Origin of the sequence: Natrinema sp. CBA1119, from assembly GCF_002572525.1 — an archaeon.
Taxonomy (GTDB): domain Archaea; phylum Halobacteriota; class Halobacteria; order Halobacteriales; family Natrialbaceae; genus Natrinema.
Genome location: NZ_PDBS01000001.1, coordinates 495,159 through 516,315 on the forward strand (window position 1 = coordinate 495,159; position 21,157 = coordinate 516,315).

The window sequence follows — 21,157 nt, forward strand, 5'->3', positions numbered from 1 at the left end:
TCGATCCCGCACCGTATCGTCCGACAGAGAGCCCGAAAGTATCGCCAGTTCCTTTCAGACCGTCGTAACGTATTTGCAGTTGACACGCGTCTGTCGACTCGATGCGCCTCGTTCGTCTCGCCGTCATCGCCCTCTGTTGTAGCCTTATCGGCGTCGCCGGCGTCACCGCCGTCGCCGGCGCACCCCCACCGTCGCAGCTCTGTGGCGTCTGCGGGCCCGGCGTCGCGAACGATGCCGAAATCGCGGGTGCGACGGGGCACGGAACGCTCGACGTGTACGTCGACGAGGCCGGCGATTCCCGGTGGGTGGCCCGAGTCCCCGTCAACGAATCGGCCGCCGAGCGCTACCGGAGCAACGCGAGCGCCCTCGAGGCTGCGGTCGGCGACGCTTGGGCACGATACCACGTCGCCGACGGCGACGTCCGGGCCGTGGAGTCGAGGCTCGACGGCGAGACCGTCGTCGTGACCTACGCGGTCGATGACGTGGCCAGACGCGGCGTCGGCGAGCAATGGATCGTCGACTACTTCGCGACCGGCACGTCGCCGACGCGCTACCAGCTGGTGGCCGAGCGGATGACGATTCACGCGCCCGACGGGACGGAGATCACGAACCGGATCCCCGGCGCCGAGATCGACGGCAACGCCGCGACGTGGACAAACGGAACCGAGCGCGGCGCGGACGGCGACTTCGGCGAGCAGACGCGCGCCACGTACGGCAGCGGCGGCGTCCTCGGAACGGCGAGTGGCTACGCGACGATCGGCCTCGATGTCGGCCCGACGGCGCTCTCTCACGGCGTCAGCGGCGGGCTCGTTCCCGGACTACTGATCGGAATCGTGGGAATCGCGATCACTCGCATCGACTGGGGAGTTACCGACTTCGATGCGACGACGCTCGAGCGGCTGATCGTCGCCGTCGGGTCGATCGGAGCGGTCGGCTTCCTCGTCGTCGGCGCGGTGTCGACCGGTGACGGACTCGCGCCGGGACCCGTCGCGCTGGCCTCGCTCGGAATCGGGTACGCCCTGCTGGGGAGCGCGGCGCGTCGGGTCGGCGGACGACTCGAGACTCGCGGGTTCGTCGGTCTGTCGGTGCTCGCGACGGTCGCCGCCGCAGGGGTCACCCTCCTGCTCGCCGGGCCGCCGGTGTACGCGTTTCCCGCGCTGTTCGGCCTGGCGACCGCGCTCTGTCTCCCGATCGGGCACGCCGCCGAACGCGGGCGGACGGCGGTTGCGCTTATCGCAGTCGCCGCACTCACGCCGATCGCCGCCATCGCGGCCGTCGCACCCGTTTCCGTCTTCGGATACGGGCCGGCCATCTACGGCCTCCTGTTGCTCCCGTGGGTCGCCAGCGTCGCCGCGTTCGGCTACCCGCTCGCGCTGCTCGGTCGGCGGCTGGCTATCGATACCGATTGAACCGCAAACCGTGACTCGTCTCTCATCCCCGTCTCACTCGAGGAACCGAGCGTTCACGTCCACGTCCGCTGGCGGCATGGCACACTGCTCTTTCTTGCCGAACCAACGGTAGCGGCGGGCGGCGACGAAATCGTACGCTCGGTCCCGGAGCCAGCGCGGCAGGAATCGAGTCGGGCCGAGCAGCGCGTAGACGCCGCCGAGGAGCCGCGCGATGCGAATGACTGCGGACGACTTCACGTAACAGTCGTCGCCCTCGATCAGCACGATCGACTCGAGTTCGTCGGTCGGCAGCCCGTGCTCGGCGAGCAGCTCCGTGCCGATATCGGACTGGAGCGAAGCGAAGTGAAACGTTCCGTCGGTATCCCGGGGCAGGATGAACTGGACGAACCCGTTACAGAGGTTGCAGACGCCGTCGAAAAGAACGATCGGCCCGTCCGGGATATCCGAACTCATTGGTACTCGATCGTTAGAACTGGTCCGAAGTCAACATGTCGATCCCTGGCTGCTCGCGTCTCATCGGTCGCTGCTACTGGTGGAGCGGCTGCTCGGCCATCTTGGTGCGAAGTTCGTCCAGTCGCGAGGGGGAGACGCCGTCCTCGAACTGCTGGAGGAGCGCGTACACCTCCGCTCGAGACACTTTGACGTCGCCCTCGCGAACGACGTCTTCGGGGCGTTCGCGCAGTTCGCGGAGGGTCCCAACCGCCAGCAGGTAGGGGATCGCCCACGCCGAGAGCCGGTTGCCGTGGTGTTCGGGCACGACCTCGAGGTAGCGGTGGGCGTCGTCGAGGTAGCGCTCGGCGCGGCCCGTCACCCGCTTGATGACGTTCGTGACGCCGCCGTGGTGGTCCTCGTCGGTCACCGATTCGATTTCGACGTCCTCCGCCGCGAGCCACTCGGCGGGGAGGTAGACGTTGTTTTCGTCGTGGTAATCGGACTCGACGTCCTTCGCGATGTTGACCAGTTGGAGGAGGAGCGCGAACGAGCGCGCGTTCCCCCGCATCTCGTCGGCCCGTTCCTGCGACGTGCCGCGGGCGACCAGTCCGGTGATCAGGGTCCCGACGGTGCCGGCGGCGTACCAGCAGTACTCCTCGAGTTCCTCGATCGTCTGGAGGCGTAACCCACCCTCACTCGCGTAGCGATCGGTGAACATCGCCATTCCGTCGACGAGTTCGCGGACCGGTTCGCGCATGATTTCGCGGGGCTCCTCTTCGAGCGATTCGAACGTTTGCAGGACCCGGGGCGTCTCGGCGACGACGTCCCAGTCGTCGGTTCGCTCCTCGGGAATCCACGGCTCGACGTCGTCCATGAACGCCGAGACGGAGCCATCCGCGTTCGGATCGAGCAGTCGATCGTACGTCGCGAGCAGTTCGGTCTGTGCGTCCGGCGGGATATGGCCCGCATCCTCGATCGTATCGGCAATTCGACAAAGAAGGTAGCCGACACAGATGTGTCTCGACATCGGCTCCTCGAGCCGGTCGATCGTAATCGAGAAGGTCCGCGAAACGCCGTGAACCGCGTCGTAACACCACTCGAGGTCGGCGTCAGTGGGGGATTCAGACTGGCCCGTGGTCATCTACTCGAGTTAGTTTGGTGACCATCGGGGAAAAACACCGCGGTCGCGGCGTGCTCTTCCGATCGGTGGCCAACCGAAGGAGCCATCGACCGCGGACGCGGTTCACTACGACCCGGCGACTCCCGACAAAACCGGTATCACGGAACGACGCGAAGCCGTAATCGTGACCGAATCCGTACTCATCGCCGGCGCGCACGGGCAGGTCGGACAGCACGTGACGGAACTCCTCGGCGCGAGCGATCGCACCGCTCGAGCGATGGTCCGCGACGAGTCCCAGACCGACAAGATGGCTGAACTGGGCGGAGAGCCGGTCGTAGCAGACCTGACCGGAGATGTCGACCACGCAGTCGAGGGCTGTGACGCCATCGTCTTCGCGGCCGGTTCGGGCGGCGAGGACGTCTACGGCGTCGACCGCGACGGCGCGATCGGGTTGATCGACGCGGCGAGCGCGGCGGGCGTCGACCGGTTCGTCATGCTCAGCTCGATGGGTGCCGACGACCCGGAATCGGGACCCGAGGCGCTTCGGGACTACCTGATCGCCAAGGCCGAGGCCGACGAGTATCTCCGCAACAGCGGCCTCGACTATACGATCGTGCGGCCGGGCGAGCTAACCAACGAATCCGGCACCGGCGAGATTCGAGCGGGGGAGGGGCTCGAGCTGGGTGACGGTGATATCCCTCGCGAAGACGTCGCCCGAACGCTCGTGGCCGCGATCGACTTCGAGCCCGTCTCCGGCGAGACGTTCGAGATCCTCTCGGGCGAGGAGTCGATCGAGGACGCGCTCGAGACGATCGGCTCGAGTTGAGCGACGAGCGGATAGACACGGTGGATCGGAGCCGAGTCACGAGAAGTCCCGATCTCCGCTACGATCCTCTCGTTTTTGACAGCGTCTCGAGATGAATTCGTCGAAGAGAGAACAATAAAGGATGGAGGCCTCGAATTCCGTGATATGGATTTCGCACTCTCGGCCGAGCAGCAACAGATTCGAGATATGGTCTCGGAGTTCGTCGACGAGGAGGTCGTCCCCGTCGCCGAGGAAATCGACCACGAGGACGAGTTCCCCGCCGATCTCGTGAGCGAGATGGGCGAACTCGGGCTGATGGGGATGCCCTTCCCCGAGGAGTACGGCGGTGCCGGACTCGACTACCACTCCTACGCGATCGGTCTCGAGGAGATCGCCCGTGGCTCGGGCGGGCTGGGAACGATCGTCGCCGCTCACACCTCGCTGGCGGGCAATATGCTCTACGAGTTCGGTGACGAGTCCCAGAAAGAGGAATATCTGACCCCCGTCGCGGCGGGCGAGGACATCGGGGCGTTCGCGCTCTCGGAGGCGGGCGCGGGCAGCGACGTGCCGGCGATGGACACGATCGCCGAACGGGACGGCGACGAGTACGTCATCAACGGCGGCAAGCTCTGGATCTCGAACGGCTCCGTGGCCGATACGGTCACGCTCTTCGCGAAAACAGATCCGGAGGCGGGCAACAAGGGAATCTCCTCCTTCATCGTTCGGCCCGAGGAGGACGACGGCTTCATCGTCGAGGGGACGGAGGACAAGCTCGGCGACAAGGGCTGTCCGACCGCAGAGCTCCGATTCGACGACCTCCGGATCCCGGAATCGCGCCGACTCGGCGAGGAGGGCGACGGCTTCGTCCACGCGCTGAAGACGCTGAACGGCGGCCGAATTACGATCGCGGCCCGCGGCGTCGGTATCGCTCGCGCGGCCTTCGAGGAGGCCCGCGACTACGCCAACGAGCGCGAGCAGTTCGGCCAGCCAATCGGCGAGTTCCAGTCGATCAAACACAAGCTGGCGGACATGGACACGAAGATCCAGGCCGCCAAGATGCTCATGCACAAGGCCGCGGACAAGAAGATCCGCGGCGAGGACTACATCAAGGACGCCTCCCAGGCGAAGCTCTACGCCTCCGAAGTGAGCCGCGAGGTCGCGAACGAAGGGATCCAGATCCACGGCGGCTACGGCTACACCAAGGACTTCGCCGCCCAGCGCTTCTACCGCGACGCCAAGCTCAACGAGATCTACGAGGGCACCAGCGAGGTGCTGCGCAACACGATCGGCGACCAGTTGCTCGAGGAATAGCCTCTCGGCCCGCCTCGAGCACCGGCCGCCGCGATTCGTCGCCGGCAGCGTTTGTTCCACTGGATATATCACAGTACGTTTACAGTATTCCAGCGTGCAGTGGGCGCATGGACCGAACTGAGCTGTTCCTCGCGATCATCGCGTACACGCTGATCGTGATGACGTTCGCAATCGAGGGCGAGTACGTCGATTTCGCGATGGTTCCGCTTTTCGGGCTGTTGTTCGCCATCCCGCTGTACGTGGCCGTCCGCCTCATCAGAAACCCGTCCCTCGAGTGACCGATACGGTGTTCCACGACCTATCCGACGGTCTCGTCGCCGTCCTCGAGACACTCCCGGACCCACGCTCCGTGCTCGCGCGTCCGTCGGTCGCCCGCCTCGGTTAGTGCGTAGACGTCGTGCAGTCCCTCGGTTCGTTTCTCGACGAAGCCCGCGTCGACCAGGGCCGACAGCGAGCCGTAGAACGATTTCGGGTCAAGCCGGTCGTCGTAGTGGGACTCGAGGCGCGATTTCAGCTCCTGGCCGCGTAGCTCGCCCGCCTCGGCCGCGGCGAGCAGGAAACAGATGTCCCGACGACGACCGCTCCGGAGCCACTTGCTCATACTCGAGGTGCGTCCGAGAGACGCTCGAGCGTTACGGTTTCAGTGCTCGCTCGCACGTCCCGGCTCAGTCGCGCTCGAGTTGCCGACGGACGGTCGCGATGATCGTCCACGCGATCCCACCGAGCGCGGCCGCGGCGAGCAGCGCTCGGTCGCCGATCTCGAGGAGTGCGGTGCCGTCGGGGTGGCGGTCGTGACGGAAGAGCAGCCAGCCACTCTCCGGATCGCCGAGGACGACATCGCCGGAGCCGACCGCGAGCGAGAGGAGGACGGCGAACAGCGCGTAGATCACGATCGCGGCGAGGGTTCCGACGCTCCCGGTCAGAAACCGTGCGAGGAGCGGCGCGCCCGGAAGCCGGCTGACGGAGCGGTCGTCAGCGCCGTAGATTCCGAACCCCTGGACGCCGCCGGGCGGGTCCCCGACGCGAACGTCGGCGGGGTACTGACAGAGGACGGCGGCCATCCAGAGGTCGCCGATCGAACCGGCCGCGTTCGCGGCCAGCGGCACGATCAACAGTGGTGACGGAACGACGACCATCGCTGCGAGTCCGAGGGTCGTGATCACCGCGAACGGCGCGAGCAGGGCGACGAGCAACTGGTTCCGGGTGTAGCTCGCGCCGCTCGTTTCGGCGTACGCGTACGGCAACACGAAGTACGAGAGACCGATGCCGTAGCTCGGGGCGTCGCCGTAGCGAGCCATGAACACCCCGTGGAGCAGTTCGTGGGGGACGACCACGCAGACGAGCAGTCCGAGGGAGACGGCGATCAGCCCGACCACCGTCGGCGGCGAGGACGGCGCGATCACGATCGGCTCGAGCGACGTTCCGCGAACCCACGCGAGGACGTGCCCGAAGCAGTAGGCGAAGCCGAAGAATCCGACCGCGGAGACGACGAGCCACTGGAGCGTGACCGCTCGCGTGAGTCGAAACGCCGCGAGCGGTCGGCGGGCCGTGGAGGGCTCGGAACGGCTCACGTGGCGACTCTCGAAGGCGACCGAAAAATCGGTGTCGATGTCCGCTTTCCTCGCGGGCCGCCGACGGGAACCGACAGCTTCCCGGTGGTCGCCCCGCGAGTTGCCGGCATGACCGACGATCGAACGGCCGAGGCCAGCGGTATCAGGGCCACCTACGACGAAACCGAGATGGAACGCATCCTCTCCTTCGAGCGCATGGAGTCCGATAGCGGCAGAACCGGCCCGACGGCTGCAATCGCCCAGAACCGCGACGGGTACGCGATGTTGAAAGTACGGCCGACGGCCGAAAGCGACGAACTCGAGCGCTACTACGGGTTCGATATGGCCCTCGATCACGTCGGAGAGTTGCTCGGCGTCTCGCCACACGATCTCCCGGTTCCGGACGCAGCCGACGATATGGGGATGTGAGTTGGACGACGAATGCGAGACTCGAATGACGTACAACAGTCCGTATCAGACGACGAACGCGGCGACGATCAGCAGTCCGAAGTACAGCAGGACCAGGACGCCGAGCGCGTACAGCCGAAAGCGGCGCGTCTCCGCGCGTTCCTCGCGGACGGCCCGCTCGACGGTCGCGCGTTCGCGCTCCGAGAGTCGGTCGGCGTGCTCGAGGCCGCGGTGGAGCGACTCGTAGCGCGCTCGCCGAAACGGTCGATCGCAGTAGGGACAGCGGGCCGGCGGCTGATCACGCACGTCGAGTTCGGGCTCTCCAGTGGCTGTGCTCGCTCCGGAGAGAGTATCGATCGCAGGGACTTGCCCCTGTGAGTCACCGGACACGCTACCCACTATGCGGGCCGGCCCAATCCCTCTTCGGGCGGCCCTCGACTGCTGCGGCGCCGACGGCGATACCGATGGCTGTCAGTACGCTCCCCGTGACCGGTTCAATGTGCGGAAAAATCGCTGCAAACGGGAAGAAGCGGGAGCCATAAATACGCGGAGTCGAAGGGTGTAGACGAGAAAAGCCGTGGCAACAGAGTCGTTTCCCCGCCCGATCGGCACGCGACGCCGCTTCTCCGCACTGCTCACAGCGACCGCGCTTGGCGTCTACCTGCTGTTGATCGTCGGCGCGACGACATCGCTGACGAACGCGGCCGCGTCGTGCTCGACGTGGCCGACCTGTCACGCACCCGTCGACCCGCTGAGCCAGACCGAACTCGCCATCGCGTGGGCCCACCGACTCACGGCCGTCGTCGTCGGCCTGCTCGTCACCGCGACGGCCCTCGCCGCGATCCTCGGTGACGCCTCGAGTCGCGTCCGAGCGGTGCTGGTCGTCGCCGCCCTCCTCTACATCGTTCAGGTCGGCGTCGGCGCCGTCACCGCGACGATCGGGCCCGCCGCGATCCTCCCCGGACTCCACCTCGCGCTCGGCCTCGTGATCTTCTCGGGGGTCGTCCTCGCGCTCGCGTGGGACCTCGAGATCGCGACCGGGAGCGACGACGACGCCAGCGACTCGCCGGAACCGCTCGCGGACCTCGATGAGGAAGTCCCGGCCGCGTCCGAGCGCACGCTCCCCTCGAGTCGGCTGGCTCGCGCACGGCTCACCGCCTTCGCGTACTTCCAGATGATGAAACCGCGGCTGATGTGGCTGCTCTGTCTGGTCGCCGCCGCCGGAATGGCGCTCGCGGCCGGCCCCGGACTCGAGATCTACACCATCGTCGCGACGCTCGGCGGCGGCGTCCTCGCGATCGGCGCAAGCGGGACCTTCAACCACGTCCTCGAGCGCGACGTCGATCAGAAGATGTCCCGCACCGCGGATCGACCGCTGGCGGTCGACCTGATCCCGGTCCGCAACGCGCTCGCGTTCGGACTCGGGCTGACCGCGCTGTCACTCGGGGCGTTCCTGACGATCAATCGGCTGGCGGCGGCGCTCGGCCTGGCCGCGATCATGTTCTACAGCGTCGTCTACACATTGGTGCTCAAGCCGAACACGGTGCAAAACACCGTTATCGGCGGCGCTGCGGGCGCGCTGCCCGCGCTGATCGGCTGGGCCGCCGTGACGAACGAGATCGGCTGGCCCGGACTCGCGCTCGCGGGCGTCATCTTCCTCTGGACGCCAGCGCACTTCTACAACCTCGCGCTGGCCTACAAGGACGACTACGCTCGCGGCGGCTTTCCCATGATGCCGGTCGTCCGGGGCGAGACCGTCACCCGCAAACACATCCTCTACTACATCGCCGCGACGTTCGTAAGCACCATCGCCTTGGCGTGGATCACCGAACTCGGCGCGCTGTACGCCGGAACAGTCGTCGTCTTCGGCGGAATCTTCCTCTGGGCCGCCGTTCGCCTCCACTTCGAGCGGACCGAGGCCGCCGCGTTCCGGTCGTTCCACGCCTCGAACGCGTTCCTCGGGGCCGTGCTCGTCGCGATCCTCGTCGACGCGCTCGCGTTCTGAACCGGCTGTCTCTCCCGTTGTGTTCAACGGCCTCCGTGATAACTGCCAAAAGCGGTCTGCTGAATACAGAGGGTCGCTCCAGTACGGAGCGTTCGGTTCTTCCAGTTCTGCTGCGCCGAATGTCCCGTTGAGTAGGTTTGAAGACTGATATCACTGGTTCTACGAAACGATTTTAGGTCTCCCGAAAATGTGCGACGCCTGAAAGGTATAAGGCTGTCGAGCGACTACCCCCATGTGATGAGTACCCAAGAGACGACCGTCCGTCAACAGGCCGGCACCGTCGACGAAAACGCGCTCCGGCTCGATCAGGACAAAGCCGAACAGATCGTCGAGACACTGAACTCCGAACTGGCGAACTCGTACGTCCTCTACCACCAACTCAAAAAGCACCACTGGGTCGTCGAAGGTGCGGAGTTCCTGCCGCTTCACGAGTTCCTCGAGGAGGCCTACGAACACGTCGAAGAAGGTGCCGACGAGATCGCCGAGCGCGCACAGGCGCTGGGCGGCGTCCCCGTCTCGGGCCCGGCGAACCTCGAGGAGCGCGCGACCGTCGAGTTCGAGGGCGAAGACGTCTACGACGTCCGCACCATGTTCGAGAACGACCTCGAGATGTACGGCGAGATCATCGAGTCGATGCGCGGCAGCATCGAACTCGCCGAGAACCTCGGTGATCCCGCGACCGGCGAGATGCTGCGCGAGATCCTCGTCACGCTCGAGGAAGACGGTCACCACTTCGAACACTACCTCGAAGACGACACGCTCGTCCTCGAAAGTGCCACTCACTGAACGGGTGACCCAAATGGCACAGAAACAAGGCCGACTCGTTCGGGAGCCCGAGATGAGCGAGCGCCGTCAAGAGTGGGGTACCATCGCGGAGAACGCACTCCGGGTCGACCGCGCCGACGCCGAGGTAATCGTTGACGCCTTGAGCATCGACCACGCAGGATTGTTCAATCTGTTCTACCTGCTTCGCAAGCATTACTGGACCGCTGCAGGTGCAGAACACGAGGAAGTCGCTGACTTCCTCGAGGATGCCTACAAGCGCGTTCGCGAGGGTACCGACGACCTCGCAATTCGGATCGTCGAACTCGGGGGGATTCCGCCAAATACGCCGCCGACGCTTCAGGAACGGGCCGAAGTCCACCTCGAGGCCGAGGATCTCTACGACCTTCGTCCCTCCTTGGACGGTGATCTCGAGGGGTATGCGACCCTGATGGTCAGTATGCGCGAACACATCGCTCTCGCGGAAAAAAGAGGCGATCCGGGGACGGCCGAACTGCTCCGTGACCACCTCGAAGACCTCGAAGCGGACGCCCACGTCATCGAGCAATTACTCGAAGATGAGACGCTCGTTCGGGCGGCGGTGCTGCGGGAACAATGACGAGTACACCACACCTTCGACAACCCGACCCGTCTCACGTCCGTCAGAAGTGGGGGACGGTAGCCGACAATGCGCTCCGTCTCGAACGGGACGTGGCTGAACAGTTGGTCACAGCCTTGAACGGCGAAATATCGGGGCTGTATATCCTCTTCAATCAGGTGCGCAAGCATTACTGGCTCGTCGAGGGAGTCGAATCGGGGCCAATCGGTGACTTCCTCGAGGATGCTGCCGACCGGCTCACGGAGATGACCGACGATATCGCTATTCGGATCACCGCGCTCGGCGGTGTTCCGGCCTGTGGGCCGATGGGTATCCGCCAACACGCGCCAATGTTCATCGAAGAAGCCCATCACTACGACGTCCGCTCGTCGCTCGAGCGTGACCTCGATGGGTACGCGACGCTCGCGGTGCAGTGGCGTGAACATATCGAACTGGCGGACCAGTTCGGCGATGTGGCGACGAGCGAACTCCTGCGCCGCCACCTGAAGACACTCGAAGCGGACGCGCACGTCCTCGATCGATACCTCGCCGACGAGACGCTCGTTGTGCGCGACGCGACCGGGTGAATCGGTTCGGGGGTAATCCCCACGGCATTCGCGTTATCAGCCAGTATACCGTTCCCGCCGATACTCGGGACTGAGGTCACCGACGGTTGGTTCGGCGTGCGAAAGAACACGTCCTGATACACCCGCAGTGTATCGGTCTTTTGCTGATCCAAATGTGTAGGAGAGATGGGGTTTCAACGCGGTCATTTCCGGAGAATAAAACACGTATTTTGGGTCACTACTCGAGGAGCGCTCGATCGATTCCGAGCGACTGTGCCGCCGTCTTCGGTCGCTTACCACAACAAGTGCGGCCAGACGAACGTAAAGAGGAACCAGATGAGCCCCGTCAGGACGACGGTCATAATTGCGTTCAGAACGAGCCCCGTCCGGAGCATGTGGCGCTGCTTGACGTAGCCGCTGCCAAACACGATGGCGTTCGGCGGCGTCGCGACCGGGAGCGCGAAGGCGAAACTGGCGGCGATCGCACCGGCGACCGAGAGAAAGAGCGCGGTCGAGAAGTCGGTCAGCCCGAGCGTTGCCGAGAAGACGCTCCCCAGGCTGATCAGGATGGGGACGATGATGCTGGTCGTCGCGGAGTTCGACGTCATCTCGGTCAGGAAGATGACCACCAGGACAACCGCACCGATGACGAGTACGATAGGGGCACCGACGAGGCCGCCGAACACCGTATCCGCGATCCACTCCGTCGCGCCCGTGTCCGCGAGGGCGTTTGCGAGCGAGATACCGCCGCCGAACAACAACAGCGTTCCCCAGTCGATGTCGACCAGTTCGTCCCACTCCATCGTATCGGCCAGCACGAGCGCGGGAATCGCAGCGACTCCGACCATCACGTAGTAGAGCAGCCCCTGGTGGCCCTCGACGCCGAAGACCGTCATTCCGTCCCCGCCGAACAGCGTCGTCAGCCAGACGCTCGAGAGGTACGGCTCGAAGAACTCGCCGAGGCCGCCGAGCATCCAGAGCCCAGCCGTCACGGCGAAGATCGCCGCCACCCGTTTCCCGCGGGGATCGAGTTCGCCCATGGCCTCGAGTTGGTCGCGGGCGGTGGCTCGAGCCCCCTCGACTTCCGGAACCTCTGGGGGATACAGCACGTACGTCAGAACGAACCAGACGATCGGGAGCGTCACGACGACGACCGGGAAGCCGACGAGGAACCAGTCGGCGAATCCGATTTCGTAGTCCAGAATCGCGTTGAGTTGGCCGACAAGGATGGCGTTCGGCGGCGTGCCGATGATCGTTCCGACGCCGCCGACGCTCGCGGCGTAGGCGGTGCCGAGGAGCATCCCGATCTGGAGGTTCGTAAAGTCGGCCGTCTGTTCGACGGCCCCACCGTCGGCGACCGTATCGGTCGTTTCGGCCGCCTCGGGATCTCGGGTCAATTCCCCCGCCGACGCGAGATCGTCCCGGTCGAGCACCTGCGTGAGGACGCCGACCGCGATGGGCGTCATCATCGCGGCCGTCGCGGTGTTCGAGACCCACATCGACAAGACGGCGGTCACGACCATGATCGCGAGGATCAGCCGTCGCGGTGAGCTTCCCATCCTGGCGATGGCGTACAGCGCGATCCGTCGGTCGATATCGTACTTTTGAATCCCGTTCGCGAGCATAAATCCGGCCAGGAACAGGAAGATGATGTGATCGGCGAACCCGACGAGAGCGGCGTCCATGGTGTCGTAGACGCCGGTCCCGGTCAACAACACCGGAATCGTCAGTGCGGTGACCGCCAGCGGGAGCGCGCCGCTCACCCAGAGAAAGCCGGCGAAGAACATCGTCGCGATGGCGTACTGCCCCGTCGTCGAGAGCCCCGACGGGGAGGGCGCGGCCGCGATCGCCACCAACCCGATCCCCGCCAGGAGAAATTGTATTATTCGGCCATTTGAGCCGCCCAACAGTCTATGTATCATTGATACAGCGAGAATTATCACTATTATTCTTAAGCCCTTTCATTCGCGAACGCGCCGTACCGTGACGGCTAGAAGTGGTCGACGATCGCTCGTACCTGGTCGTCAGTGAGTTCGGAGCCGTAGAGTTTCAAGAGCGTCCGTCGGCGGGAGCGAGACAGGGACCGATTCCCGCTCTCGAGCATCGAGATGTGGGCCTGCATCAGCTCGTCGACTTCCCGTTCGACCGCCCGCTGGTCGTACCCGGCGGCGACCCGAAGGAGCCGCCACGCACGCGGTGAGATACCGTCGAGATCGGGAACGTCGGAAGCGTCCATGAAAGTCTGGTACGAGTGAAATGAGAGGCATCGTTGAAATGTGCTTCGTCAGGCACCGCCGTCGCTTGCCCCAGCTTGCTTCGAACGAACGGTGATCGCCTCGCTCGCCGCGGCCGTCAGCGGCTTATCGTCCATCGCCGCTGAACGGAACCGTGCGAGCGGTCACGACGCCCGGTCACCGGCTCAGAGCGTGTAGTCGTACGCTCCGTCTTCGGTCGCCAGAAACGCCTCGAGCAGGTCGATCGTCGCCGCAACGTCGTCGACGTGGGCTGTCTCGGTCACGGTGTGGAGGTATCGCGTCGGAACCGAGATCGCGCCGACCGGTTTCGCGCCGGACGCCTGCTGGAAGCCCGCCGTGTCGGTGCCGCCCGCGGGGAGGATCTCGAGCTGGTAGTCGATCCCCTCCTCGTCGGCGATCGACTGGAGTCGCCCGTGGAGTTTGGGGTTCGTGATGACGCTCGAGTCCTTGAGCTTGATCGCGGTGCCGTCGCCGAGTTCGGTGACGCGCTCGCCGGCGTCGAAGCCGGGGATGTCGTTGGCGACGGTGACGTCCATCGCCAGCGCGAGGTCGGGGTCGATGTCGACGCCCAGCGTCCGAGCGCCCCGCAGGCCGACTTCCTCCTGGACGGTCGCACAGAAGTGGATCGTCACGTCCGGGTCCGTCAATCGGCGGGCGGCCTCGAGCATGGCAAACAGACAGACCCGATCGTCCAGCGCCTTGCCGGTGATCGTCTCGCCGACCCGCTCGGTGGTCTGAGCCATCGTCACGAGGTCGCCCGGGGAGACGCGCTCCTCGAGGTCCTCGTAGGGGAGGCCGGGGTCGACGACGACGTCCTCGACTTCAGCCGCTTTCTCGCGTTCGTCCTCGTCCAACGTGTGCGGCGGCGGCGAACCGATGACCGCGGGGATATCCTCCGCCTCGGCGTGGATCGTCACCCGCTGGGCTTTGAGGACGCGGGCGTCCCAGCCGCCGAGCGCGTCGAGTTCGACGAAGCCGTACTCGTCCTCGCTTCCGCGAACGTGGCGGACCATGAACCCCACCTCGTCCATGTGGGCTGCGACGGCCACCGAATAGTCGCTCTCGCCCTCGAGCGTCCCCACGACGTTGCCCATCGCGTCGGTACGGATTCGGTCGACGGACTCCTCGAGTTCTCGGACGACGAGGTCGCGAACGCGATCCTCGTAGCCGGGGACACCGCTTGTCTCGGTGAGTTCCGTCAGGAGATCCAGATCGAACGGAACGGATGCCATGCTCGAAACTGCGTCGGCTTCTCATAAAAGGCCGCGGAAAGAGCGACCGTCACTCCATCTGACGTATCACCGAACGTGAGGCGGGATCCGTAACCGCGGAGTATTAACGGATCCAACTGCTAACTGTGTCTATGAGTGACGTACGAGTAGCAGGAACAGGGCTGACGCCGTTCGGAAACAGCCCCGAACGGACCGGCCGCGATCTCTTCGCCGAAGCGAGCATCACGGCCTTCGAAGCGAGCGGCGTCCCTCGAGACGACGTCGAGGCCGTCCTCTACGGCAACTTCATGGGCGAACTCTCCGAACATCAGGGCCATCAGGGACCGCTGATGGCCGAAGCGGCGGGCGTACAGGCCCCCGCGACCCGCTACGAATCCGCGTGTGCCTCGAGTGGCACCGCCGTCCGCGAGGCCGTCAAACGGATCCGAAACGGTGAGAACGACGTCTTGCTGGTCGGCGGGGCGGAACGGATGACCAACCTCGGTACCGCGGGCGCGACCGAAGCGCTCGCGATCGCCGCGGACGACCTCTGGGAGGTGCGGGCCGGCGTGACCTTCCCCGGCGCGTACGCGCTGATGGCCCAGGCCTACTTCGACCGGTTCGGCGGCGAACACGAGGACCTGGCCCACATCGCCGTCAAGAACCACGCGAACGCCCTGACCAACGAGAAGGCCCAGTACCAGAGCGCGATCGAGGTCTCGGACGTCCTCGAGGCCCCGCCGGTCTCGGAACCGCTCGGACTGTACGATGCCTGTCCGATCTCCGACGGCGCGGCCGCGCTCGTGCTGACGAGCGAGTCCTACGCCAAAGAGCACGACCTCGAAGCACCCGTTGCGATCACGGGCACCGGGCAGGGCGGCGACCGGATGGCACTACACGACCGCGAACATCTCGCTCGCTCGCCCGCCGCGCGCGAGGCCGGCGAAGAGGCCTACGCCGATGCCGGTGTCGACGCGGGCGACGTGGACCTCGCGGAGGTCCACGACTGCTTTACGATCGCCGAAGTGCTCGCGCTCGAGGCCTTAGATCTCGAGCCGATCGGCGAGGGGATCTCGGCGGCCCGCGACGGGCGGACGACCGCGGACGGCGAGACGCCGATCAACCTCTCCGGCGGGCTCAAGGCCAAGGGCCATCCCGTCGGCGCGACCGGCGCGTCTCAGATCGCCGAAGTCACCGACCTGCTGGCCGGCGAGCATCCCAACAGCGAACACGTTGACGGGGCGACGACTGGCGTCGCCCACAACGCGGGCGGCACGGTCGCCAGCGCAACCGTTCACGTCCTGGAGGTGACGGATCGATGAGCGACGCCGAATCCGTCGCCGACGCCGGCTTTGACGAGTGGCTCGACGCCGCCGAAGACGGCAAGGCCTACGCCCTTGAGTGCGCCAACGGTCACGGCTCCCTGCCGCCGCGACGGGTGTGCCCCGACTGCGGCTCGACCGACCTCGAGGAGGTCGCCCTGCCCGAGACCGGCGCGGTCCAGACGTTCACCATCACGCACGTTCCGACGCCGGCTTTCGAGGAGGACGCTCCGTACGCGACGGCCATCGCCGACTTCGGCTCAGTGGGGATCACGGGACAGGTTATCGGTGTGGAACCCGGAGACGTCGAGACCGGCATGACGGTCGAACTCGAGATCACGGTCTCCGAGACGACCGGCGAGCGAGTCATCGGATTCCAGCCGGTGTAACCGATTCCAGTTTGATCGGGGCCGTCGCGACGATCGGTTGACGCGCGGTTTCTTTCGGTCGCCAGAGGCTATTTTTACTTCGGCGAGTACGACATGCTATGACTCTCTCATCTCGTATCAAGAGCAGCTTCGTCGCGGGACTGATCCTGGTCGCGCCGCTCGCGGTCACGCTGTACATTCTTCGATTTCTCGTCAACTGGTCGTTGCAGTTCGTCACGCCGGTCGTTCGCGCCGCGGGGTTGGCGCAGTACACGAGAAACGTCGAAGTCGTCGCGCAACTGTTGGCCGTCGTCCTGATCGTCGCCGCGATCGTCGTGCTGGGCTTTCTCGCCCAGCAGAGCGTCGGACGCCACCTGTTCGGCAACATCGGTCGGCTCGTCAACGTCGTGCCGCTGGTCAGCACGATCTACGGGAGCGTTCGTCAGGTCGCCGACTCGCTCGTCGAGCGGAAGACGGGCTACGAGAGCGTCGTGCTGGTCGAGTACCCTCGAGAGGGCGTCTACATGATCGGTCTCGTCACGGGCGAAAGCCCGCGGGCGGTCGAGGACGTGGCCGGGCAGGACGCTTACAACGTCTTCCTGCCGAACAGCCCGAACCCGACCGCCGGCCGCTTGGTGTTGCTTCCGGAAGATCAGGTTCACGAGATCGATATGAGCGTGCGCCGCGGGATGCGCCTCATCGTCACGACCGGCATGGGCGACGAACGAGAGGAAGCAGCCGTCACACCGACGGCGATCGAGAACGTCCCGAAATAGGGGATCGAAGCCGCCGGAGACGGCCGGCTACTCGTCGACGCCGATACCGGCCCGCGGGAGTTCCGCGCGCAGGTACTCGACGAACGTGTCGGGATGTTCGGCGTGTGGCAGTTGGGTCGCATAATCGATGACGACCAGATCGAGGTCGGCCGCCTCGGCGAGATCGCGGCCCTCCCGGAGCGGGACGAGTTCCGCATCGCGCCCCCAGACGAGCGTGGTCGGCGTCTCGAGGGCGGCCAGTTCCGTCGCGAGGTCGAACTCGGGGTCGAGGGTACCCGCGGCGAAGGAAGCGGGGGCGTAGCGCGCGCCGGGCTGGTGGGCGCTGTCCCAGGCGTACTGGACTTCGTCGGCGTCGATGCGGTCGGAATCGTAGTAGCCGTCGCGGTCGTAGAAGTACCGGATCGACGGCTTGCTCGCGAGCAGGTTATACAGCGCTGTCCCGACGATGGGCGTCCGCAGAAGGGTACGGACCCACGGTCGCGCGTCGCTCGTCTCCTCGGTGGGGCAGATCAACACCAACCGTTCAATATCGGCCTCGTCGGCGGCGTCGACGGCGAACGCGCCGGTCACCGAGGACGCGACGACGATCGGCTCGTCGGTGATCTCGGCCGCAAAATCGCGGATAAACTCGGTGTAGAGGGATGCCGAGTAGATCAGCGGCGGCCGCTCCGATCGGGCGAAGCCGGGGAGGTCGACCGCGTAGACGTGGTAGTCGTCGGCCAACTGTTCCATGATCGGCGCGAACTCGCGGCTGCTCGCACCCGCGTAGATTCCGTGGAGCAAGAGCATATCGGGGTCGTTCGGATCGCCGGCGACGGTGTAGGTCGATTCGATTCCCCGCCACCGATACGTTCGTTCGATACCGGGAAGCGGGCTCTCGAGGTCGCCGGCGCGCCGCTTCAGGAGGTAATTACCGACGACGGCCCCGCCGACGGTTCCGAGCGCTGCACCGAGGACTGTTCGGGCTTTCATACGTGACCGTACGACGGCAACGGCCTTAGACCTCGGGTTCGGGTTCAGAACGTGTCGGGGACGGTGCTGCGAGCGAGCGCTCTATCGCGAGTTTACGTGCGTATCGGTCTCGAGGTCCTCGAGGCAGTCTTCGACGGGCTCGAGTACGTCGCTGGCGATCGTGTACGGATCGGTCTCGCCCTGGCGGACGGCCTCGGCGAGGCCGTCGATCCCGCCGGCGGCGGCGAGTTCCTCCTCAAGCATCGAGTGGACATCCTCGCGCAACAGAGTGCGAATCTCCTCGGCGTAGCGCGTGCGTACCTGCTCGGCGTGCTCGCCGGAGTCGACGAGGTAGTCCCGGTGGGCTGCGAGTTCGTCGATGAACTCGTCGACGCCGGTGCCGTGGATGGCGACGGTCTCGACGATCGGCGGCGTCCAGCCCTCGTCGATCCCGTCGTCCTCGTCCGGCTCCCCGTCCCAGTCGTCGTGGGCGTCGATGACCTCCTGGCTGTGGTGGCCGCCGCCACCGGCGAGGTCGCCCCCGTCGCCGAGCTGGATCATCTCTCGCAGTTCCTGAACGGTCCGGTCGGCCCCGTCGCGGTCGGCCTTGTTGACGACGAAAATGTCGGCGATCTCGAGGATGCCGGCTTTCAGCGTCTGGATGTCGTCGCCGGAGCCAGGTGGCACGAGCACGGCGACGGTGTCGGCGGTGCGGACGATGTCGATTTCGTTTTGCCCTGCGCCGACGGTCTCGATGATGATCTTGTCCTTGCCGAAGGCGTCCATCGCCTTCACGGCGTCCGCGGTGGCCGTCGAGAGACCCCCGAGCGTGCCGCGGGCGCTCATCGACCGGACGAAAACGTCCATATCGCCCACCGTCGAGGCCATCCGGATCCGATCACCCAGTACGGCCCCACCGGTAAACGGCGAGGAGGGATCTATCGCGATGATCCCGACGGTTTCACCCCGATCCCGGTAGGACTCGGCGAGTTTGTCGACCAGAGTGGACTTCCCCGCGCCCGGCGAGCCAGTGATGCCGATCACGTCGGCGCTCCCCGTGTGGGCGTACAGTTCCGAGACCAGATCGCGATACCCCGGCGAACGGTTCTCGATTTTCGAAATGGTCCGGGCGAGCGCGCGGTGTTCCCCCGCCAGCAGCGCCTCGAGCAGCGCTCGGTCGTCGGGGTCCACGCTCATCGCTGGGGCACGTTCTCGCGGACGAACTCGATGGTCTCCTCGATCGAGGTGCCGGGGCCGAAAATCGCCGCGACGCCCGCTTCCTCGAGTCCCTCCCGATCCTCGTCGGGGATGACGCCGCCGGCGAGGACGAGCGTGTCGTCTTTGGCACCGTACTCTTCGAGGCCGTCCATGATCTTCGGAACGAGGGTGTCGTGGGCCCCCGAGAGGATGGAGATGCCGAGGACGTCGACGTCCTCTTGCACTGCGGCCTGGACGATTTCGTCGGGGGCTTTGTGCAGTCCGGAATAGATGACCTCGAAGCCGGCGTCTCGGAACGCGCGGGCGATGACGTGAGCCCCGCGGTCGTGGCCGTCGAGGCCGACTTTGGCGACGAGACACCGAATCGACTCCGCTTCCTGTTCGCTGCTCATACCCACACCTTTCCGAGCCGACCGTTTGACTTTAACGGAAAATAGTTCGCATCCGACGCGCAGCGATAGGATTTCGAGACGAGAGCGATTCGGGGAGTGCGAGGTCAGTCGACCGTTCTTCATGTCGTAACTGTCACGTTATCACGAAACCGTTCCGAACCAAAGGCTAAAGAGCGAAACGACCGAACATTCCGGTAATGACTATCATTCGTCTGCTGCGGAGGGATCTATCGTGGGCGTTGAAATAAAAGAAACGCGAGTGGCCGACGCCGAGTTCGAGGCAATGAAGGGCTTCGTCTTCGAGTATCTCGCCGCGAGCGTCGAGAAAGAAGAGGAAGGCGGTCGGATGCGCTGGTATCCCTGGCACTCCGCCGAATACCGGCACAACCACATCCTCAATGTGGTCGATCTCGCGGTCGAGATCGCCGAGAAGGAGGGTGCAGACACTGACGTCACCCGCGTCGCCGCCCTCTTCCACGACGTCGCCAAACTCGAGACCGATCAGGAACTCCACGCGGAGGCCGGCGCTCGCGTCGCCCGCGAGTACCTCGAGTCGCGCGGAGAGTACCCCGAATCGTTCGTCCAGCAGGTGTGTCGCGCCATCGAACACCACTCCCATCAGGGCGATTTGACCGACCTCGCACTGGAGACGCAGTGTCTCATCGAAGCCGACCTGCTCGACAAGGTCGGCGCGAACGGCACCGCCCTCATGTTGCTCCGGATGGGCTACGAGGCCCGCACTCACATGGAGTGCGACGAGATGATCGAGCGCGTCCTCGAGCGCGGCTACGACGCCGCCTCGCGGGTCGAGAGCGAGACCGCCGAGAGCATCGCCCACCAGCGTCTGAAACGCGTCAAATGGTTCAGCGAGTGGCTCGAGGACGAGATCGCCGCGCTAGGCGAGTAACCGTCTTCAGGCGAGTTGAAGCTTCAGACGAGTCGAAGCGTGCCCATCGCGAGAAACAGCAGTCCGAACCCGACGAGGACGACGGCGCTCAGCACGGCGATTACGGGTGCGAAGGCGTCGACGCGGCGCCCCGCCGCGACCAGCGCTGCCGGATAGGCGACGATCCAGCACGCGACGCCGCCGAAGAAGCCAACCAGCAGCGCCGGTGAGCCGGTCTGGACGACCAGCGCACCCTCGAGCGCCTGCCCGACCGCCGGGGCGTAAGCGAGCACGTCCAGCGTTCCGGGCTCGAGCAGGCCGACGCCGACAGTGAGCCAGAAGCCGATCTGGTAGGGGTTGGTCAACGACAGTACGAGCGTCTTCCTGAACCCCGAGGCGGCGGCTCGACCGGCGTCGGTGAACGACGTGGCGGTTCTGGCCTCGTCGATGGCACCGATCGCGAAGTACAGCATGAGACAGCCGCCGGCCAGATACAGCGCGGGACGGACGCCCGAAAGGCGATCGATCACGGCGACGATTCCGGCCAGCGTGAGGACGAAGAAGATCGCGTCCGCGAGCATCGCACCGAGGCCGGCCCGGAAACCGGCTCCCCAGCCGCGGACGACGCTCTCCTCTGCGATGATCGCGTTCATCGGTCCCGGCGGGGCAGCGAGCGCGAGCCCGAAGCAGACGCCGGCCAGAATTGTAACGACGAGCGAGGCCACGTTTCAGTACCGACTGGGCGAGCTGTCGTGAAAAGGGTAGTGACTTCTGCCGTCCCGGTGCGGTAGCGGCTGTCAGACGGGGGAACT

Annotated in this window: 25 protein-coding genes; 13 read left to right on the forward strand and 12 right to left on the reverse strand. The window is 65.5% G+C overall.

Translation table 11 applies throughout. The features are described from left to right. Positions 1 to 101: 101 nt before the first annotated feature. Positions 102 to 1,409, forward strand: coding sequence for a hypothetical protein (locus CP556_RS02405; RefSeq protein ID WP_098724165.1), 1,308 nt, complete (start codon positions 102 to 104; stop codon positions 1,407 to 1,409). 33 nt (positions 1,410 to 1,442) lie between these two features. Here the strand turns inward: CP556_RS02405 and CP556_RS02410 are convergent, their stop codons facing one another. Then, a complete protein-coding gene (locus tag CP556_RS02410; protein WP_098724166.1) occupies positions 1,443 to 1,862 on the reverse strand; it encodes a thiol-disulfide oxidoreductase DCC family protein in 420 nt (139 codons plus the stop codon). A 73-nt stretch (positions 1,863 to 1,935) separates the two neighbouring features. Next, positions 1,936 to 2,982 carry a phytoene/squalene synthase family protein gene (locus CP556_RS02415; protein WP_098724167.1) on the reverse strand — a complete coding sequence of 349 codons (1,047 nt, stop codon included), beginning with the start codon at positions 2,980 to 2,982 and terminating at the stop codon, positions 1,936 to 1,938. A 163-nt stretch (positions 2,983 to 3,145) separates the two neighbouring features. On the opposite strand from CP556_RS02415, the gene CP556_RS02420 reads away from it, so the two are divergent. From CP556_RS02420 to CP556_RS25755, 3 genes are all read left to right on the forward strand, one after another. Beyond that, positions 3,146 to 3,787 (forward strand): SDR family oxidoreductase, encoded by a 642-nt coding sequence (locus tag CP556_RS02420; RefSeq protein WP_098724168.1) that lies wholly within the window; start codon positions 3,146 to 3,148, stop codon positions 3,785 to 3,787. Between the two features lie 144 nt (positions 3,788 to 3,931). Then, positions 3,932 to 5,077, forward strand: coding sequence for an acyl-CoA dehydrogenase (locus tag CP556_RS02425; protein ID WP_098724169.1), 1,146 nt, complete (start codon positions 3,932 to 3,934; stop codon positions 5,075 to 5,077). 107 nt (positions 5,078 to 5,184) lie between these two features. After that, positions 5,185 to 5,355 (forward strand): hypothetical protein, encoded by a 171-nt coding sequence (locus CP556_RS25755; protein WP_176548101.1) that lies wholly within the window; start codon positions 5,185 to 5,187, stop codon positions 5,353 to 5,355. A 20-nt stretch (positions 5,356 to 5,375) separates the two neighbouring features. Here the strand turns inward: CP556_RS25755 and CP556_RS02430 are convergent, their stop codons facing one another. Both CP556_RS02430 and CP556_RS02435 read right to left on the reverse strand, forming a co-directional pair. Further along, entirely contained in the window at positions 5,376 to 5,678 is a 303-nt protein-coding gene (locus tag CP556_RS02430) for a PadR family transcriptional regulator (protein WP_098724170.1), read from the reverse strand. 64 nt (positions 5,679 to 5,742) lie between these two features. Continuing rightward, positions 5,743 to 6,648 (reverse strand): DUF3267 domain-containing protein, encoded by a 906-nt coding sequence (locus tag CP556_RS02435; RefSeq protein ID WP_098724171.1) that lies wholly within the window; start codon positions 6,646 to 6,648, stop codon positions 5,743 to 5,745. A 108-nt stretch (positions 6,649 to 6,756) separates the two neighbouring features. Between CP556_RS02435 and CP556_RS02440 the strand changes: the two genes are divergently transcribed. Next, positions 6,757 to 7,056: a DUF7111 family protein gene (locus tag CP556_RS02440; RefSeq protein WP_098727256.1), complete on the forward strand. Its 300-nt coding sequence runs from the start codon at positions 6,757 to 6,759 to the stop codon at positions 7,054 to 7,056. A gap of 45 nt (positions 7,057 to 7,101) precedes the next feature. Here the strand turns inward: CP556_RS02440 and CP556_RS02445 are convergent, their stop codons facing one another. Beyond that, positions 7,102 to 7,425 (reverse strand): DUF7410 domain-containing protein, encoded by a 324-nt coding sequence (locus CP556_RS02445; RefSeq protein ID WP_394340726.1) that lies wholly within the window; start codon positions 7,423 to 7,425, stop codon positions 7,102 to 7,104. Positions 7,426 to 7,612: 187 nt separating this feature from the next. Here CP556_RS02445 and CP556_RS02450 point away from each other — a divergent pair, with 187 nt between their 5' ends. The 4 genes from CP556_RS02450 (at position 7,613) to dpsA (CP556_RS02465) (ending at position 10,987) form a co-directional block, all read left to right on the forward strand. Further along, positions 7,613 to 9,040: a heme o synthase gene (locus CP556_RS02450; RefSeq protein WP_098724173.1), complete on the forward strand. Its 1,428-nt coding sequence runs from the start codon at positions 7,613 to 7,615 to the stop codon at positions 9,038 to 9,040. Between the two features lie 237 nt (positions 9,041 to 9,277). After that, positions 9,278 to 9,826 (forward strand): DNA starvation/stationary phase protection protein DpsA, encoded by a 549-nt coding sequence (gene dpsA, locus CP556_RS02455; RefSeq protein WP_098724174.1) that lies wholly within the window; start codon positions 9,278 to 9,280, stop codon positions 9,824 to 9,826. 13 nt (positions 9,827 to 9,839) lie between these two features. Continuing rightward, the gene (gene dpsA / locus CP556_RS02460; protein WP_098724175.1) at positions 9,840 to 10,421 is read left to right on the forward strand and encodes a DNA starvation/stationary phase protection protein DpsA; all 582 of its coding nucleotides are present in this window, start codon (positions 9,840 to 9,842) and stop codon (positions 10,419 to 10,421) included. Next, a complete protein-coding gene (gene dpsA / locus CP556_RS02465; RefSeq protein ID WP_098724176.1) occupies positions 10,418 to 10,987 on the forward strand; it encodes a DNA starvation/stationary phase protection protein DpsA in 570 nt (189 codons plus the stop codon). Before dpsA (CP556_RS02460) ends, dpsA (CP556_RS02465) begins: the two co-directional genes overlap by 4 nt. Before the next feature lie 272 nt (positions 10,988 to 11,259). On the opposite strand, the gene CP556_RS02470 is transcribed toward dpsA (CP556_RS02465), so the two are convergent. The 3 genes from CP556_RS02470 to CP556_RS02480 form a co-directional block, all read right to left on the reverse strand. Next, positions 11,260 to 12,888, reverse strand: a complete 1,629-nt coding sequence (locus CP556_RS02470) for an SLC13 family permease (RefSeq protein ID WP_098724177.1) — start codon at positions 12,886 to 12,888, stop codon at positions 11,260 to 11,262. Positions 12,889 to 12,956: 68 nt separating this feature from the next. Then, positions 12,957 to 13,202 (reverse strand): hypothetical protein, encoded by a 246-nt coding sequence (locus CP556_RS02475; protein WP_098724178.1) that lies wholly within the window; start codon positions 13,200 to 13,202, stop codon positions 12,957 to 12,959. 183 nt (positions 13,203 to 13,385) lie between these two features. Continuing rightward, positions 13,386 to 14,453 (reverse strand): M42 family metallopeptidase, encoded by a 1,068-nt coding sequence (locus tag CP556_RS02480; protein ID WP_098724179.1) that lies wholly within the window; start codon positions 14,451 to 14,453, stop codon positions 13,386 to 13,388. A 131-nt stretch (positions 14,454 to 14,584) separates the two neighbouring features. Between CP556_RS02480 and CP556_RS02485 the strand changes: the two genes are divergently transcribed. From CP556_RS02485 to CP556_RS02495, 3 genes are all read left to right on the forward strand, one after another. After that, a complete protein-coding gene (locus CP556_RS02485) occupies positions 14,585 to 15,754 on the forward strand; it encodes a thiolase C-terminal domain-containing protein (protein WP_098724180.1) in 1,170 nt (389 codons plus the stop codon). Further along, complete coding sequence (locus tag CP556_RS02490; RefSeq protein WP_098724181.1) at positions 15,751 to 16,143, forward strand: Zn-ribbon domain-containing OB-fold protein; 393 nt, start codon at positions 15,751 to 15,753, stop codon at positions 16,141 to 16,143. Before CP556_RS02485 ends, CP556_RS02490 begins: the two co-directional genes overlap by 4 nt. A 98-nt stretch (positions 16,144 to 16,241) precedes the next feature. After that, positions 16,242 to 16,898: a DUF502 domain-containing protein gene (locus tag CP556_RS02495; protein ID WP_098724182.1), complete on the forward strand. Its 657-nt coding sequence runs from the start codon at positions 16,242 to 16,244 to the stop codon at positions 16,896 to 16,898. 27 nt (positions 16,899 to 16,925) lie between these two features. Here the strand turns inward: CP556_RS02495 and CP556_RS02500 are convergent, their stop codons facing one another. From CP556_RS02500 to CP556_RS02510, 3 genes are all read right to left on the reverse strand, one after another. Next, a complete protein-coding gene (locus CP556_RS02500; RefSeq protein ID WP_098724183.1) occupies positions 16,926 to 17,870 on the reverse strand; it encodes an alpha/beta fold hydrolase in 945 nt (314 codons plus the stop codon). 81 nt (positions 17,871 to 17,951) lie between these two features. Next, positions 17,952 to 19,046: a methylmalonyl Co-A mutase-associated GTPase MeaB gene (meaB, locus tag CP556_RS02505; RefSeq protein WP_098724184.1), complete on the reverse strand. Its 1,095-nt coding sequence runs from the start codon at positions 19,044 to 19,046 to the stop codon at positions 17,952 to 17,954. Continuing rightward, on the reverse strand, positions 19,043 to 19,459 hold the full coding sequence (locus CP556_RS02510; RefSeq protein ID WP_098724185.1) for a cobalamin B12-binding domain-containing protein: 417 nt from the start codon (positions 19,457 to 19,459) through the stop codon (positions 19,043 to 19,045). The genes meaB and CP556_RS02510 overlap by 4 nt, the downstream gene beginning before the upstream one ends. A gap of 232 nt (positions 19,460 to 19,691) precedes the next feature. Here CP556_RS02510 and CP556_RS02515 point away from each other — a divergent pair, with 232 nt between their 5' ends. Then, positions 19,692 to 20,366, forward strand: a complete 675-nt coding sequence (locus CP556_RS02515; protein ID WP_098724186.1) for an HD domain-containing protein — start codon at positions 19,692 to 19,694, stop codon at positions 20,364 to 20,366. Positions 20,367 to 20,389: 23 nt separating this feature from the next. On the opposite strand, the gene CP556_RS02520 is transcribed toward CP556_RS02515, so the two are convergent. Then, a complete protein-coding gene (locus CP556_RS02520; RefSeq protein ID WP_098724187.1) occupies positions 20,390 to 21,070 on the reverse strand; it encodes a LysE family translocator in 681 nt (226 codons plus the stop codon). Positions 21,071 to 21,157: the final 87 nt, after the last annotated feature.

Excerpts from the sequence above, each read along its gene's own strand:
- CP556_RS02405 (WP_098724165.1), top strand. The coding sequence starts at position 102 with ATGCGCCTCGTTCGTCTCGCCGTCATCGCCCTCTGTTGTAGCCTTATC.
- CP556_RS02410 (WP_098724166.1), bottom strand. The coding sequence starts at position 1,862 with ATGAGTTCGGATATCCCGGACGGGCCGATCGTTCTTTTCGACGGCGTC.
- CP556_RS02415 (WP_098724167.1), bottom strand. The coding sequence starts at position 2,982 with ATGACCACGGGCCAGTCTGAATCCCCCACTGACGCCGACCTCGAGTGG.
- CP556_RS02425 (WP_098724169.1), top strand. The coding sequence starts at position 3,932 with ATGGATTTCGCACTCTCGGCCGAGCAGCAACAGATTCGAGATATGGTC.
- CP556_RS25755 (WP_176548101.1), top strand. The coding sequence starts at position 5,185 with ATGGACCGAACTGAGCTGTTCCTCGCGATCATCGCGTACACGCTGATC.
- CP556_RS02430 (WP_098724170.1), bottom strand. The coding sequence starts at position 5,678 with ATGAGCAAGTGGCTCCGGAGCGGTCGTCGTCGGGACATCTGTTTCCTG.
- CP556_RS02440 (WP_098727256.1), top strand. The coding sequence starts at position 6,757 with ATGACCGACGATCGAACGGCCGAGGCCAGCGGTATCAGGGCCACCTAC.
- dpsA (WP_098724174.1), top strand. The coding sequence starts at position 9,278 with ATGAGTACCCAAGAGACGACCGTCCGTCAACAGGCCGGCACCGTCGAC.
- dpsA (WP_098724175.1), top strand. The coding sequence starts at position 9,840 with ATGGCACAGAAACAAGGCCGACTCGTTCGGGAGCCCGAGATGAGCGAG.
- dpsA (WP_098724176.1), top strand. The coding sequence starts at position 10,418 with ATGACGAGTACACCACACCTTCGACAACCCGACCCGTCTCACGTCCGT.
- CP556_RS02470 (WP_098724177.1), bottom strand. The coding sequence starts at position 12,888 with ATGATACATAGACTGTTGGGCGGCTCAAATGGCCGAATAATACAATTT.
- CP556_RS02475 (WP_098724178.1), bottom strand. The coding sequence starts at position 13,202 with ATGGACGCTTCCGACGTTCCCGATCTCGACGGTATCTCACCGCGTGCG.
- CP556_RS02480 (WP_098724179.1), bottom strand. The coding sequence starts at position 14,453 with ATGGCATCCGTTCCGTTCGATCTGGATCTCCTGACGGAACTCACCGAG.
- CP556_RS02485 (WP_098724180.1), top strand. The coding sequence starts at position 14,585 with ATGAGTGACGTACGAGTAGCAGGAACAGGGCTGACGCCGTTCGGAAAC.
- CP556_RS02490 (WP_098724181.1), top strand. The coding sequence starts at position 15,751 with ATGAGCGACGCCGAATCCGTCGCCGACGCCGGCTTTGACGAGTGGCTC.
- CP556_RS02495 (WP_098724182.1), top strand. The coding sequence starts at position 16,242 with ATGACTCTCTCATCTCGTATCAAGAGCAGCTTCGTCGCGGGACTGATC.
- CP556_RS02500 (WP_098724183.1), bottom strand. The coding sequence starts at position 17,870 with ATGAAAGCCCGAACAGTCCTCGGTGCAGCGCTCGGAACCGTCGGCGGG.
- meaB (WP_098724184.1), bottom strand. The coding sequence starts at position 19,046 with ATGAGCGTGGACCCCGACGACCGAGCGCTGCTCGAGGCGCTGCTGGCG.
- CP556_RS02510 (WP_098724185.1), bottom strand. The coding sequence starts at position 19,459 with ATGAGCAGCGAACAGGAAGCGGAGTCGATTCGGTGTCTCGTCGCCAAA.